Raw genomic sequence first — 15427 nt, 5'->3', positions numbered from 1 at the left:
TTACTATGGATACATTTTCAAGGAATTATTGGTCTCTGTATCTTGATTTTATAAAAGATTTTGAGAAATTGATTTATAAAGGATTTTCCTTACCTTATTTATGTCATTTACCTAGTTTGATTCTTAATAATGATAAAATTTCGAATGAATTAAAGGATAAAAATTATATAAGGAAATTAAAACATCGAGTTAATGATCCAAAAGAGTTTCAAGAGGTGTTTAATCATTTCATCCAATCACACCAAAAACCGTTAGTAAAAAATAAACATGGAAAAGTTGTCATACATGTTGATAAGTTACTCCGTTTTCCACCACATACGTTAAATGATTTTTTGGATCCATCCAATACTATTTTACTAACCAAGGGAAAAAAAACTAGCTCACCTCGTAATAAAAGCAAGGTGAAAAAAACTAGCGGTAAAAAGAGTAGGTCAAGAAAACCTGCTCCATCAACCAATAAAAAAAGCCAGGCGAAAAAAACGGCCCCATCAACTAATAATAAACGCACAGTAAAAAAAACAAGCTCATCAATACAGAATAAAAGAAAGAATGCAAAAAAGCAATCTTTAAATAGTAAAAATAAGAAATATAGATCAGGTAGTAATATGAAGGCGATCAAAGCTAGACCATCAAGTACCAATCCTATCAATAAGAAAATGAAAGCTGTATCACTAACAAATGCAGAGAAACAAAGGAAAAAGAACTATGCAGTAAAAAAGAGGAACAATGCAGTGAAAAAGAACACTTCATTGCAAAAAAGATTTCCTTACGATCATTTATTTAATTACGCAATAGATACAAATAAATCAGCAGCACAGGTACAGAATCAGGCAAGAAAAATGTTAAAAGCTTATAAGGGGCACCATTTTTACAAGAATAAAAAATTCCAAACTTGGTTTTTAAATAATATTGCTACAGTTATAAATCATATTGAAATGACTAAAAATTTTCTTAATAAAGTTCCAATTTCTTGTATAGTTGTATCGACAACACATAGTTTTATTAATCGTATATTAGCTTTAGTGGCTGCGGAAAAGGGGATTCCAACCATTTGTATGCAGCACGGGATCATTTCAAGTGAACTAGGATATATACCGAAAATCGCAACGGTGGATGCAGTATATGGAAACTTTGAGAGAGACTGGTTCAAAAAAGTGGGAGCCCCAGATCAATCTACCGAGGTTATCGGACATCCAAGGTTTGATGAAGTGTTTGCATCTCCTAAAATGACACGTACTCAATTCAATAGGAAATTAGGGTTAGATCCAAAAAAGAAAACATTAATGATTGCTGCTAGAGGAAGCGAAGATGACGACAAATGGCGAACGTTAATCCAGACTATTTCGAAAAAAATAAATCTTAATATACTCATTAAAAATTATCCAAGTAAAACGCCTCATAAATTAACTAAAGAGTTTTCATTTGTTTATCCGACACAAGGTTATACTATTTATGATATATTTCCACATGTTGATGCAGTCGTTACCTATTCATCCACAGTAGGCTTAGAGGCTATGCTTGCTCAAAAAAGTGTGTTTATTTTGAACACGAACTTTTCCGGTTATACAGGATACTATAAAAGGCTAGGTAAACTAGTTCAAGCTGATCCTCGAATATTAGCTAAACTCATTATTAGTTATTTTACGAATCGACAAATTAGTAGTTATGCAGCGAATACACGTAAAAAATTCCTAGCTTATGCTTATCCTAATTTAAGCAAATCAGGAGCACGATTGAAAAACTTAATAAACAAGTTGACCACTTAGCATGATGTGTATAAGGAGGCATTATGAATACGTATGTAAAAAATTATTGGTCTCAATATCTTGATTTTATCCAAGATTTTCAAACGTTAAATTATAAAGGTTTTACATTATCTTATATCATTCACTTTCCTAGCTTGATTAGAAATAATACAAAAATTTGGAATGCCTTGTATGATAAAGGTTTTAGTAAACAATTAAGAAATCGAGTTAAAGCTCCTAAAGAGATTCAAGAAGTTTTTAATGATTATGTACAATCCCATAAGAAAAAACCATTAGTAAAAAATAAGCACGGGAAAGTAGTCGTTAATTATGATACAGTTCTTAGATTTCCAGAAAAAACGTTCAAAGATTATTTTGATCGATCACGTACAATGATAATAATGGCTGGCAGTAAAAACAAAAAAAGACCAAGTGTTTCAGCTATTAAAAACAAACAGCTGTATAATCTTCCGACTAAATATTTAAGCAATTATCAAATTGATACCAAAAAAGATATTGTTAAAATTCAAAATCAAGCCAGAAATTTGTTGAAATCCTATCAAGATCATCATTTATATCAAGAAAAAAATTTTCAAAGTTTGTTATTAAAGAAAATAGCTGAAGTTATTAATTGTATTGAACAGTCTTTAAAGTTTTTGGATGAAGTTTCTGCTTCCTGTTTAATAGTATCTACTACTCATAGCTATATAAGTAGAATATTAGCTTTAGCTGCTTTAGAAAAGGGAATACCTACTATCTGTATGCAGCACGGAATTATTGGAAACGAATTTGGTTTTACACCTAAAATTGCAACTGTGGATGCTGTCTATGGAAATTTTGAGGTTGATTGGTATAAAGCAAGAGGAGCTCCAAAAGACTCTGTAAAAATTATCGGCCATCCAAGATTTGACTATGCATTTTTGCCACCTACCATATCACGGAATAAATTTTTCAAGCAATTAGGCGTTGATAAAAGTAAAAAGACTTTACTAATTGTTGTTAGAGGAAATCGAGATATCGATAAATGGAGAATTTTAATAAAAACTATCTCTAAGCAAAAGAATTTAAATATACTAATTAAAGACTTTCCTAATAGTCCCCCGCATCCATTGACGAAGGAGTTTCCGTTTGTCCATTCCACACAGTCATTCGATCTTTATAACGTTCTTCATAAGGTTGATTGTGTTGTTTCTTACACATCTACAGTAGGCTTAGAAGCTATGCTAGCACAAAAACCTGTATTTATTTTGGGCAATAAGATACCAAGTTATACAGGGTATTATGATGACCTGGATGAATTGGTTCAAACAGACCCAAAGAAATTAGGAAAATTGATTTTAAAATATTTTAATGATCCAATTTGGGCAAGTTATGTCAAACAGAAAAGAGAAGAATTTATTCGTTATGCTTATCCAGATACCAGTATGTCGAGCGAACGTTTGAAAAAGTTAATTGATGCGCTGACCAGTTAGAACAATTATTTTGATCACTAAGAAAGCTTTTAGGAGAGGGTGGAGGCTTGAGTGAAGTATTTATTGTTATCAACATATCCCATTGATAGGTCCAGAAATTCTGGAGATGATTTAATTGGAAAAAGTTTAATCAAACAATTAAAAGATATAAAAGGTCAGAATGTAAAAGTAGATACTAGGTATATTACAAAGACAAATTCAACAGAGGACTTAATGCTAGACTATAAGGCTATTTTAGCACCAGCTTTGAAACTAAGGGAAAGTAATGGCGGGGTTGCGCCAAGGTATCGTAATGAATATATGGAATTTGCTCTTCAACATAATATTCCAGTTTATGCAATTGGAGCCGGGTGGAATCATTACCCTGGAACTTTTTCACAGTCTGAAAATGTTAAGCTAGCTGAACCTGAAATACAGTTATTTAATAAACTATTTAACAAAGAGAATGCTGTGAAAAGTCGGATATCTTGTAGAGATATCTACACTGAAAACATTCTGAAAAATCATCATATTTCTTGTTTTGGAACGACCGGAGATCCTGGTTTATTTGACACTGATTATATAGGCCGGACACCTAATTTGCCTCAAAGAATCAACACGATTGCTGTTTCACTCCCACATAATAGACATAATTTTGATAAAGCCTACGAAATAGCTTTAAATCTAAAAAAAAGATACTCATGTCAAGTTAAATTGGTTCTTCACGGATATCGAGGTAGATTATACTCACGATTACTACAAAAATGGTCCAATACACCTATAGAAATTATTGATGCATCTGGTGGAGCAGAAAAATTAAAGTTTTACAATGATATTGATTTGCATGTTGGATTTAGGCTTCATGCACATATCTGGTTTTTAAGAACTAGAAAACCGAGTTTGCTGATTGCTGAGGATGGAAGGTCGACTGGACATCTAGCTACCATTAACGGACTTGGTTATAAGGCAGCTCCAAAGTTTGCGATTATTTTAGCGGAACTTTTACCGGAACTAGCAAATAAATATAGACTAGAGCTTCATAAGCAACCCCCATCAGATGCTGTCTATAACCTACTAGAAAAAGAAATGGAATCGGGGTATGAGGTGACAAGGAACTCATTAAAAATAGTGGATCAATTGTGGGAAGAAAAAATGAAACCATTTCTAAATTTTATTCCTAGCTAATATCTTGGTTATCTTAAGAACTATGATATTAAGATAATAAGAGTTACTATTCTTCATGAACATACGGAATGGAGTATGAGTAAGATGGTAAAGGAATAAAACATGTAAGCACAAATGATTTGAAAAGGTATTCTACTAAAAGAAAGTTCGGATGTTATCTTATCTCTTAGTGTTTTACATCATTTTGAAGATTATGATAAGGTTATTGAGACAATTTAATACTTCTGAACTGTTATTTATTGAAACCTCGCTTTAGAAGAGGCAAAAGGAGAGTATAATAGCAATCGTGTAAAAGGAATAAAAAAACTTACAAGTAAGAAATCTAGAAATTTCAAATAACTAATAACACAAGAAACTTAGGAAAGAGGCCGCTTATGGTATTTAAACAGTCAAAAAAAGCTACTTGATTCAGAAAAAAGAATTAAGTAGCTTTTTTAATTTAGTAGGTTTAACTTTTTTAGCTTTTTCTCTCCCGTAGTTAGTGAAATATGAATTAAAGATTGCAATTGCTGATTCTTTATCATACATCCCATTAAGTATATGAGGCCAAGATTGAACATCTTCTATATCTATAACTCTCTGCCATTTATGATAAACCTTAACTTGTATCTTATCATACCCTAGTCACCTAGGGCTGTTATTCAATGCAGTTTGTTCTGGTTGATAGCCTTCTAGTTTTAAGAAATATTCATTCACTTTAAATCATTTATAATATTAACAAATTATTGCTTGGCAGTATTTACAGCCTAAAAACACAAGTTGAGATTTAATTTTAAATGGCAATCCATTAAATTACATTCTTCATGAATATATTTTTGTTAGTAAAAATAAGATAGTATGAGAAGGGATTAGAAAGGGTGAAGACATTGAAGATCCTTGTAACTGGCGGGGCGGGTTTCATTGGAAGGTGGGTAGTCGATCGACTTTTAAAGGATGGGCATCAAGTATGGGCTTTAGATGATCTGTCAAACGGCAGAAAAGAAAACCTTGAAGACTTGAAAACTAACAAAAATTTTATGGGTTTTATTAAAGGCGATATAAAGGACATTCGAATACTTAACCATTTGTTTATGAAAAAATTTGATATTTGTTATCATTTAGCTGCAAGCATTAACGTACAGGATAGTATCGATAACCCGAAAGCAACCTTTGATAATGATGTTATAGGCACATTCAATATATTGGAACAATGCAAAAGACATCATGTGAAGATCGTGTTTATGAGTACTTGTATGGTATATGAACGTGCTTGGAGCGATGAGGGTATTCATGAGAATAATCGAGTGAAGCCTGCTTCTCCATATGCAGGTTCGAAATTAGCGGCAGAAAATATGGTTTTATCTTATTTTTACGCTTACGGTCTTCCTGTCACCGTTATTCGTCCATTTAATACGTATGGGCCTTATCAAAAAACTGGGGGAGAAGGTGGCGTAGTTGCTATTTTTCTTAAAAATAAGTTAGCGGGTAAATCTTTGCAGATATATGGTGATGGAACCCAAACTCGTGATTTGCTTTATGTCGAAGATTGTGCACGTTTTGTGGTAGAATCCGGCTATTCAGATAAGGTAAATGGTGAAATTATTAATGCAGGGCTCGGTCAAGATGTGAGCATTAATCAATTAGCTCAACTTATTGTTCAAGATGAAACACGGATAAAACATGTGACACATATTCACCCGCAAAGCGAAATACCTAAATTACTATGTGATTACAGCAAAGCGAAAACGTTATTAGACTGGGAGCCGAAATATAGTTTAGAGGAGGGGATCCAAAAAACGGAAGAATGGATTGAATCTACAAATCTTATATAAAGGAAAGGAATTAAAGATGAAGAGTAAAGACCATCTTGCACTTCACGGTGGAAAGCCGGTTAGAGATTCCTATTTACCATATGGAAAACAGTGGTTGGATGAGGAGGATGTAAAAGCTGTTACTAATGTATTAACCAGTGATTATATTACTACTGGACCTATTATTTCTGAATTTGAAGATGCAATAGCCTCATTTGTCGATGCAAAGTATGCTGTAGCTTTCTCTAGTGGAACGGCTGCATTACATGCTGCATGCTTTGCAGCTGGAATCAAAGAAAGTGATGAAGTCATTACAACTCCGATAACATTTGCAGCAACATCGAATAGTATTCTGTACAATAACGGAACCCCTGTATTTGCCGATATACACCCTCAAACTTACAACATTTCTCCAGAAGCTATCCATTCTCTTATTAATGCAAATACGAAAGCAATCATCACCGTTGATTTTACAGGTCAGCCAGCCGAGTATGAAGAAATGATGGACCTGGCTAAAAAACATGGACTTATTGTGATTGATGATGCCGCACATGCATTAGGCGCTACTTATAAAGATCAGTTTATAGGTTCTATTGCAGATATGACTATGTTTAGCTTTCATCCAGTAAAACATATCACCACTGGAGAAGGTGGAATGATAACGACAAACAATAAGACATATTATGAAAAATTATTAAGTTTTAGAAATCATGGAATAACTCGTGATCCTATGAAACTCAAACACAGTAATGAGCCTTGGTATTATGAAATGCAAGAATTTGGTTTTAATTATCGGATGACAGATATCCAGGCAGCACTAGGATTAAGTCAATTAGAAAAATTGGACACATTCCTTGCAAGAAGGAGAGAATACGCCAAAAAATATAGCAATGCATTTGAAAAAATGGAAGAGATTACAGTGCCATTTCAACAGCATTACTCTAACTCCAGTTGGCATTTATATATTATAAGGCTAAATTTGAATAAATTGAAAACAGAACGTACTGAAATATTTAAAGCTATACAGAAAGAAAATATTGGCGTGAATGTTCATTATATTCCAGTCTATTTACACCCTTTTTATCAACAGTTAGGATATCAAAAAGGTTTATGTCCGAACGCAGAAAGCTTATATCAAGAGATTATTACCCTTCCATTGTTTCCAAAAATGTCTGAACAGGATCTCGATGACGTAATAACTGGTGTGAAAAAAGTGATATCTTATTATTCTATTTATTGAGGTGACAATAATGAAGGTAGTGGCAATCATACAGTCGCGGATGGGATCTACTAGATTGCCAGGAAAAGTTTTGAAAAAAGTACTTGGAAGCCCATTGTTAGTTTATGAATTGGAACGCATAAGCAGGTCCAAATATATAGATGAATTCGTAGTTGCTACTACAGATCAATCTAAGGATGAACCGATTGTATCATTATGTGAGTTTATGCAGATACCTTTTTATCGAGGTTCAGAGAACGATGTGTTAAAACGATATTATCAGACAGCTACGGCTTTTAATGCAGACGTAGTGGTACGTTTGACTTCCGATTGTCCTCTTATTGATCCTGAACAAATTGATAGAGTGATAGAAGATTACTTCATTTATGATTATGATTTACAATATGTCTCCAATGTACTAAAAAGGACATTCCCAAGAGGAATGGATACAGAAGTATTTTCACTCCAAGCATTAAAGAAAGCTTATGAAAAAGCAGTATCAAAGGAGGATCGAGAACACGTCACCAGATATATCATAAATCATCCGGAAATTTTTAAAATATTTAACGTTGCTCACAGTAAAAACTACAGTTATCACCGCTGGACTGTTGATACGTACGAAGATTTTACCCTCATAAAAAAAATTATCGAAACATTGTATCCTCATAACCCGCATTTTTCAATGGAAGACATTATACACTTACTTGATAAGAATCCAAAATGGCAGTTAATCAATAAACATATACAACAGAAAAAAGATTGAAGGTGAGTGCATGAACATCTTCATACGAACGGATGCGTCAGTAGAGATAGGTGCTGGCCATGTGATGAGGTGTTTGGTCTTAGCAGAGGATCTTCGTAAGAGAAATGTAAATGTCAGTTTTGTTTGTCGAAATTTTCCTGGTCATTTATTTGATTTTATAGAAGAGAAAGGATTTGCTGTTTTTAGATTACCTGCACCTGAGAACGAGACTTCACCTGATAATCATTTGGATTGGGTGGAGGGAAACTGGAAAACGGATGTGCACCAAACGATTGAATTGTTAAGAACGCAATCAAATATAGATTGGTTCATTATTGATCATTATGCTATTGATGAGAAATGGGAAAATACCATAAGACCATTTGTTAACAAAATAATGGTGATTGATGATTTAGCTAATCGCTATCATGATTGTGATTTACTTTTAGACCAAAATCTGTATCGAAATATGGAAGAACGCTATATAAAGCTTATCCCTAAACATGCTACTGCCTTATTAGGAATTAAATATCTTTTGTTAAGACAAGAATTTAGAGATTTAAAAGATATAAAAGAAAGAAGTGGTATTGTAAAACGAATACTTGTATCTTTTGGCGGCAGTGATCCAACAAATGAAACAATGAAAACCTTAAAGACATTGGATACTGTTAATAGGCCAGATATTACAGTTGATGTAGTGGTGGGATTTTCAAATCAAAACTATTCATCTATTAAGCAATTTTGTGATAAAAAGTCTTATATAATATTGCACTGTCAGATTAACTATTTAGCAGAGTTGATGGCAAAAGCTGATTTGGCAATTGGAGCAGGCGGTAGCACGACATGGGAAAGGTGTTATGTTGGGCTGCCAACTATGACGATTGAAACAGCTGAGAATCAATCTGAAATTCTATCGTATTTATCAGAATTAGGTGTGGTATGTCATTTAGGGTATAGCAAGGTGGTAACAGAAGAAGACATAGCAAATAATCTCCAAAATGCTATCAACTCTCCAATTATGATCAAGAAGATGATAGGTGCTTCTAAATGTATCATGAAGGACTTTGAAGATTGCTCAGTTGTTAAACATTTAATTAAGGGAGAATAGTTATTTATGGGTAATACGGGAGATTTTCAATTGAAACCGCTTAGTCTGAAAGATTTGAAAAAGGTTCTTAAATGGCGTAATTCAAATAGAATTAAGTCTTCGATGTATACAGATCATCATATTACTTGGGAGGAACATTATCAATGGTTTAAAAATGTCTCAAAAGATTCACGTCGAATCGTGTGGTTATTGTATCATCAAAACCAACCTTTAGGATTAGTGAATTTTTCAGATATTGACAAAGGAAATTCTCGGTGTTACTGGGGATTTTATATAGGGGAAGAAACGGCACCTAAAGGTTCTGGAACGATTATGGCCATTTTAGCCCTGAACAAAATTTTTAATGAAGTTGGACTGCACAAGGTTTGTTCCGAAGTTATTCATACGAATAGTGGAAGTATCCATTATCACAAGAAATTAGGGTTTGAACCTGAAGGTAAATTTGTTGATCATGTGTGGAAAGATGGCCAATTTTTGGATGTCATTCCTATGGCATTATTTAAAGAGAAATGGGGGGAGGTTAAAAAACAACTTATAAAGGATTTGGGGGGTGGATAACCGTGAAAGAAATAGATTTGGGAGGACAGAAAGTAGGAAAAAATAATCCTCCTTTTATTATTGCTGAAATGTCTGGTAATCATAATCAATCACTTGAAAAGGCTTTGCAAATAGTAGATGCAGCAGCTGAAACAGGGGCAAATGCACTCAAAATTCAAACATACACTGCGGATACGATGACCTTAGATGAGGCTAAAAATGAATTCATGATCACGGATGCAAAAAGCCCTTGGAAAAATAAAACATTGTATGAACTCTATCAGGAAGCGTATACGCCATGGGAATGGCATGAACCGATTTTTAGACGTGCACGTGAATTAGGAATCATTCCATTTAGTACACCATTTGATGAAACAGCAGTTGATTTTCTCGAAACATTAAATACACCATTTTATAAAATTGCATCATTTGAAAATAATGATATACCGTTAATTAAAAAAGTAGCGTCAACGGGTAAACCTATGATTATATCCACAGGCATGGCTACTGCTGCTGAGTTGGATGAAACTGTAAAAGCGGCAAGGGAGGTTGGCTGTAAAGACTTAATCCTCTTGAAATGCACAAGTACATATCCAGCATCTCCTAATAACACGAATATAATAACGATTCCTCATATGAAAGACCTATTTCAGGTACAGGTAGGTTTATCAGATCATACTTTAGGCACAGGTGTTGCTGTTGCAAGTGTATCCTTAGGAGCGACTGTCATTGAAAAACATTTAACATTAGACAGAAGAGACGGTGGTGTGGATTCTACTTTTTCTATGGAACCGTCTGAAATGGAATCGTTAGTAGAGGAAACAAAGCGTGCATGGCAAGCGATGGGTATGGTACATTATGGTCCAACGAACAAAGAAAAATCTTCATTACAATTTAGACGTTCTATATACGTCTCTAAAGATGTAAAGAAAGGAGACATTTTTACAGAAGATAACTTAAGAGTTATTAGACCAGGATATGGTTTGTCTCCAAAATATTATGAAAAAATATTGGGAAAACAAGTGAAAAATGATATGAAATCTGGCACTCCTCTTACTTGGGATAACCTGTGACCTATTTATAGACATTTATGCAGTGAACGTTAAATAACCCCCACCTATAAATGATGGGGGTTATTTAACGCTTAAACGCTTTCTATTTTACAATCAAAACGCGACATTCTGCATTTTGAACAATACCGTTACTAACACTGCCAAGGAGAAATTTTTTTATACTGCCAAGTCCTCTGCTACCTGTAATAATCAAATCAATATCCTTTTCCTTTGCATACTTACATATCTTGACCGATGCGTTATTTTGCTTAGAATCTATAAGAATATCTGTAAATACTCGCTCGACATCTGTAAAGGATGACTTTATTTCCTCCAATTGTGGTCGCATCTCATTTGCCACATCTTCCTGAATACTACGTGCGACAGCTGAATTCGTCCTAGGTCCAGCTTGTGAAACTACTGAAATAATATGGATTTCAACGTCAGAAATGCCAACAGCTTGTACTTTCGCTTCTTCTAATGCCTTTTTACTTAAGTTAGAACCGTCATAAGCAACAAGAATTTTACGATGCATGTAGATCACCTCTTAAGTGTATTAAGGAATGGCTTATCCTTTGTTTAATTATAACATCATTTTTCACCACGGTGAACAATCGTCCGTAATACCCCCACTTCAAGACTTAGAATAATGAAAAAAGTATAAGTGGGGTATAACGGACGCTAGCACCCTGATAAGTTTCGCTAATTCATCAAGTAGGGATGAAGACCCCCACAGATGAAAGTCTCACTTTACAGAAGAAAAAAGTTCACTTATGGAACAGCACTACTTACTGTAAAAAAATGGATATTAATTAATTATACTATTTTTGCTGATTATCAAAATTTTGTATTCACTATTACAAAACTCTATAAGGACGGGGCATAGAGAAGTGCAAAAAAGTGTTATAGACAGTCAATACCACTTGTTGCTAACCTCTGTATACGGGTTCTTCATCCATCCATTTATACCTATTATGAATACGGTTTCAAACATAGGAAGGGGTGATGAACAAATATTTTATTTAACGGATGGCATGATCGAATGGGAAGTACCCAAAACAAAATGACCATATGTCCTACATCATGAACGACTTCTTTGGTCCATACAAAGAAGGAGTGAATAGAAGCATTGGATAATGTCAAAAGAAGCAGTATCTTGGTTTTGATTTTTACTTTGGTATTTATGAATTTTTCTTTTTTACCTTTAGTAGCTAATGAAATCCCAGAAGGACTTGAAGATGTGTACTATACAGATTTTGGTGATTCAGAAGAATTGGATTTGGAAAATTGGGGTTTTTCAACTTATGCAGCAACACTATCAATTAATGAGGATGATATTGCTGGAAATAACACGCCTAAGCTAGATTTTAGTATAGTTAATCAATCCGGTGGACGAGTTGCCACTAAGCATTTTGATTCTGCTGTAAAAGGTGAAGAGATACTTGTTAAATTTGACTGGTATCCAGGGAAGAATAATGATAAAGGTGACAAAGCAGAAGAAAACGGTGGCGAATTCAGACTTATTGACAGCTCAGGTAATACAGTATTTACATTAAACAATACAAATAATGCGCCATTAACTTATTCTGCTGGTAATAATGAGCCTGCTGAAACAAATATTACTGAACCAGAAGCATGGTATGAAGTAGAGGTTCATTTAGATTTAATCAGTAATGAAGTTTCCTTAACACTTGAAAATCAAGAAGCTGGTGTTAATGAAGCTTATACCACTTCTTTAGATGGTGTAGATTTTGACGGGTCTATCTCTACTGTAAAATTAGTAGGTATTCGTACGTCTGGAAATAACCATACTTGGACAACCTATCTAGATAATTTCGGAGTTTATCATAAGCCGATTAGTGATCAAACGATTACAAAGGTAAATTCATTACCTTATCATCGCGTTTATGTAGATGAAACAACGGAAGATATCGATTCCATTGGATTACCTGAAGCCGTTACTGTTACTCTAGCTGATAACAGCACTCCAGATGTTGCTGTAAGTGAATGGGTAGCTGTTGGACAAGAGTGGAATCCTGGTGAATCAGGTGTCTATGAATTTAGAGGAACCCTTGCTGAAACAGAGGGTGTAGAGAACACCTTTGACAGAAATGCTACGATCTATGTCTATAATCGTCTTACTCCACCAGACACAGAGAGGGATACAGAATGGCTGGATCGAGGTGTCGTGGCTCTTCAATCAGATAATGGCATTTTCGTATCTTGGCGTCTATTAGCTGATGAATATGATAAAGATGTGACATTTAATGTTTACCGCAATGGCAAGAAGTTAAATGCTGAACCATTAGCTGTGACAAACTTTGAAGATTCAGAAGGTACCGCTGGGGATACGTACACTGTTGAAACATTGGTGAATGGTAAATCCACTGAAAAAAATGACGTAGATGCGGCAGGGGAAGATTATCTTTCTATTCCAATGCAAAAGCCTGAGGGTGGAACGACTGCAACTGGAGATTACACGTATAGTGTCAATGACTCTAGTGTAGGTGACTTAGATGGTGATGGAGAATACGAAGTTATTGTGAAATGGTATCCGTCTAATGCGATAGATAGTGCACATACAGGCATGACTGGTCCGACTATTTTTGATGCTTATAAACTAGATGGAACGCTTTTATGGCGGATAAACATGGGGCATAACCTTACATCTGGTGCGCATTATAACCAATTTGTCGTAGCTGATTTCAATGGAAATGGTAAAAGTGAATTTCTCATTAAAACAGCTGACGCGACAACATCTTATGGTACAACCGATGGAAAGTTCGATCCTAATAAAGTACTTAGCGTGGTCGGGAATCCAGAAGATGATGGAAAATGGGTAAATGATAGCGGTCATGTGTATGGCGGACCTGAATATATGTCTGTCTTTGATGGAGAAACAGGAGAGGTTATTGATACGATTGATTATGCATTTCCAGTTGAAAAAGAAGAAGGCGATCGAGGCGCTTCATGGGGAGATACATGGTACAATCGTTCAGACAGATTCCTTTCAGGCTTAGCCTACTTAGATGGACAAACTCCAAGTGCTATTTACGGTAGGGGATATTATGCACGCACAACCTTTGCGGCATATAACTTAGTTGACGGTGAACTTGTCGAGGAATGGACGTTTGATTCAGACGAAGAAGGCAGAGGCGGCGGATTAGGATTCCATAGTCTTGCGACTGGTGATGTTGATAATGATGGTTTTGATGAAATAGTAGCAGGTTCCCTAACTCTTGACCATGATGGCTCGATTCTTTATGCGATGGATGGAGAAATGGGACGTGAGCTTGGATCTCATGGTGATGCATTACATGTAGGTGCATTCGATCCAGAACGTGAAGGCCTTCATGTTTTCGCTGTTCATGAAGTACCTGCAGTTGCATCTCTGGAATACCATGATGGAGCAACGGGCGAAACCCTTATGTCTTTCTACGCTAGTAAAGATGCAGGACGTGGACTAGCTGCGAACATTACCTCTAACCCTGGTTATGAATTCTGGGGAACGGGAGGACCAGATGTTGAATCAGGTGGAGGAATCTATAATGTTCAAGGTGATGTTATAGCCGATAGCTTTAGAGATGCAGGTCTTAGCGTTAACTTTTCGCTTTACTGGGATGGAGACTTACTGAACGAATTATTGGATGATACATCCATTACAAAGTATAACGAAGATACTGGCAAAGCTGAGCTTATGAGAGATTTTAAAGGTGTTGTAAGTAATAATGGAACAAAAGCGACACCGACATTACAGGCTGATATTCTTGGGGACTGGCGTGAAGAAGTTCTGCTTCCTACAACGGATAGTTCAGAGCTAAGAATATTCAGTACGACCATTCCGACTGAATACAGACTTCATACGTTGATGCATGATTCTGTATATAGAATGGGAATTGCATGGCAAAATTCAGCCTATAATCAGCCGCCTCATCTTGGTTTCTATCTGGGTGAAGATATAAGAGAAGATGTTCTTGCAGGAGAATTAGAAGCACCAACTGTTGATTACACACCTAGTATAGATGCTATGAAACATACGTCTAACCTAGAAATTAATGATCCGAAGCATTCAGTACTCAAGAATAAACTAGATCAAGCACAGCACCAATTATCGATTAACAGACCAAGCCAAGCTGCTAAACATATGGAAGATTTCATTAAACACTTAGAAAGAAGCAGTTTAAACGCAGAGCTTAAAGAAAAATTAAAAGCGGATGCTCTTTCATTAATTGATATTTGGACAAAATAGAAATAATGTAGGACAGTGGGGTTAGCCCTACTGTCCTGTTTTTAATGTAGGACAATTATCCTTTTTATTTTAGGGATTAGTATTATAAACCTATTTCCATCTCCTTCCTTCTTACTACGTATTTTTTGCAATGAAATATGAAATGTATGTAAAAAAAGTATTATATAGATCAAACCCATTGTGTCACAAGGATTCTACAACTGCAAAAGAGTACAATAGACAGAGGATTCTAGTTGTTGGTAATCTTTACTAAGAGATTTCTTTCTATCATTTGACCATATAGTTAGCCAAATGGAGCGTAAAAAAGTTAGATCATCTATAATAATGTATTCGGTTTCATGAGTAGGAG

General features: G+C 35.0%; 12 protein-coding genes. 11 read left to right on the top strand and 1 reads right to left on the bottom strand.

Annotated features, from left to right (window positions below; translation table 11 throughout):
- Positions 1 to 5: 5 nt before the first annotated feature.
- The 9 genes from GHD00_RS04895 (at position 6) to pseI (ending at position 10850) form a co-directional block, all read left to right on the top strand.
- Positions 6 to 1766 (top strand): hypothetical protein, encoded by a 1761-nt coding sequence (locus GHD00_RS04895; protein ID WP_163537028.1) that lies wholly within the window; start codon positions 6 to 8, stop codon positions 1764 to 1766.
- A gap of 23 nt (positions 1767 to 1789) precedes the next feature.
- Positions 1790 to 3217 carry a capsular polysaccharide export protein, LipB/KpsS family gene (locus GHD00_RS04890; RefSeq protein ID WP_163537027.1) on the top strand — a complete coding sequence of 476 codons (1428 nt, stop codon included), beginning with the start codon at positions 1790 to 1792 and terminating at the stop codon, positions 3215 to 3217.
- 51 nt (positions 3218 to 3268) lie between these two features.
- Positions 3269 to 4381, top strand: a complete 1113-nt coding sequence (locus GHD00_RS04885) for a polysaccharide pyruvyl transferase family protein (RefSeq protein WP_163537026.1) — start codon at positions 3269 to 3271, stop codon at positions 4379 to 4381.
- Positions 4382 to 5247: 866 nt separating this feature from the next.
- Positions 5248 to 6192: a dTDP-glucose 4,6-dehydratase gene (locus GHD00_RS04880; RefSeq protein ID WP_163537025.1), complete on the top strand. Its 945-nt coding sequence runs from the start codon at positions 5248 to 5250 to the stop codon at positions 6190 to 6192.
- A gap of 16 nt (positions 6193 to 6208) precedes the next feature.
- The gene (gene pseC, locus GHD00_RS04875) at positions 6209 to 7411 is read left to right on the top strand and encodes a UDP-4-amino-4,6-dideoxy-N-acetyl-beta-L-altrosamine transaminase (RefSeq protein WP_163537024.1); all 1203 of its coding nucleotides are present in this window, start codon (positions 6209 to 6211) and stop codon (positions 7409 to 7411) included.
- Between the two features lie 10 nt (positions 7412 to 7421).
- Entirely contained in the window at positions 7422 to 8153 is a 732-nt protein-coding gene (locus tag GHD00_RS04870; protein ID WP_163537023.1) for a cytidylyltransferase domain-containing protein, read from the top strand.
- A 10-nt stretch (positions 8154 to 8163) separates the two neighbouring features.
- The gene (gene pseG / locus GHD00_RS04865) at positions 8164 to 9240 is read left to right on the top strand and encodes a UDP-2,4-diacetamido-2,4,6-trideoxy-beta-L-altropyranose hydrolase (RefSeq protein ID WP_163537022.1); all 1077 of its coding nucleotides are present in this window, start codon (positions 8164 to 8166) and stop codon (positions 9238 to 9240) included.
- Positions 9241 to 9246: 6 nt separating this feature from the next.
- Positions 9247 to 9798, top strand: a complete 552-nt coding sequence (gene pseH, locus GHD00_RS04860) for a UDP-4-amino-4,6-dideoxy-N-acetyl-beta-L-altrosamine N-acetyltransferase (RefSeq protein WP_163537021.1) — start codon at positions 9247 to 9249, stop codon at positions 9796 to 9798.
- Positions 9799 to 9800: 2 nt separating this feature from the next.
- On the top strand, positions 9801 to 10850 hold the full coding sequence (pseI, locus tag GHD00_RS04855; protein ID WP_163537020.1) for a pseudaminic acid synthase: 1050 nt from the start codon (positions 9801 to 9803) through the stop codon (positions 10848 to 10850).
- Between the two features lie 82 nt (positions 10851 to 10932).
- Here the strand turns inward: pseI and GHD00_RS04850 are convergent, their stop codons facing one another.
- On the bottom strand, positions 10933 to 11364 hold the full coding sequence (locus GHD00_RS04850; protein ID WP_163537019.1) for a universal stress protein: 432 nt from the start codon (positions 11362 to 11364) through the stop codon (positions 10933 to 10935).
- Between the two features lie 355 nt (positions 11365 to 11719).
- Here GHD00_RS04850 and GHD00_RS20885 point away from each other — a divergent pair, with 355 nt between their 5' ends.
- Complete coding sequence (locus tag GHD00_RS20885) at positions 11720 to 11896, top strand: hypothetical protein (RefSeq protein ID WP_205600705.1); 177 nt, start codon at positions 11720 to 11722, stop codon at positions 11894 to 11896.
- Between the two features lie 62 nt (positions 11897 to 11958).
- Positions 11959 to 15078 carry a rhamnogalacturonan lyase gene (locus tag GHD00_RS04845; RefSeq protein WP_240468597.1) on the top strand — a complete coding sequence of 1040 codons (3120 nt, stop codon included), beginning with the start codon at positions 11959 to 11961 and terminating at the stop codon, positions 15076 to 15078.
- The last annotated feature ends 349 nt before the right edge of the window (positions 15079 to 15427 follow it).

It is taken from the genome of Gracilibacillus sp. YIM 98692, assembly GCF_010993965.1.
Lineage (GTDB): Bacteria > Bacillota > Bacilli > Bacillales > Amphibacillaceae > Gracilibacillus.
The sequence above is the reverse complement of the archived record's forward strand: the minus strand, read 5'-3'. Positions and strand labels throughout refer to the sequence as shown.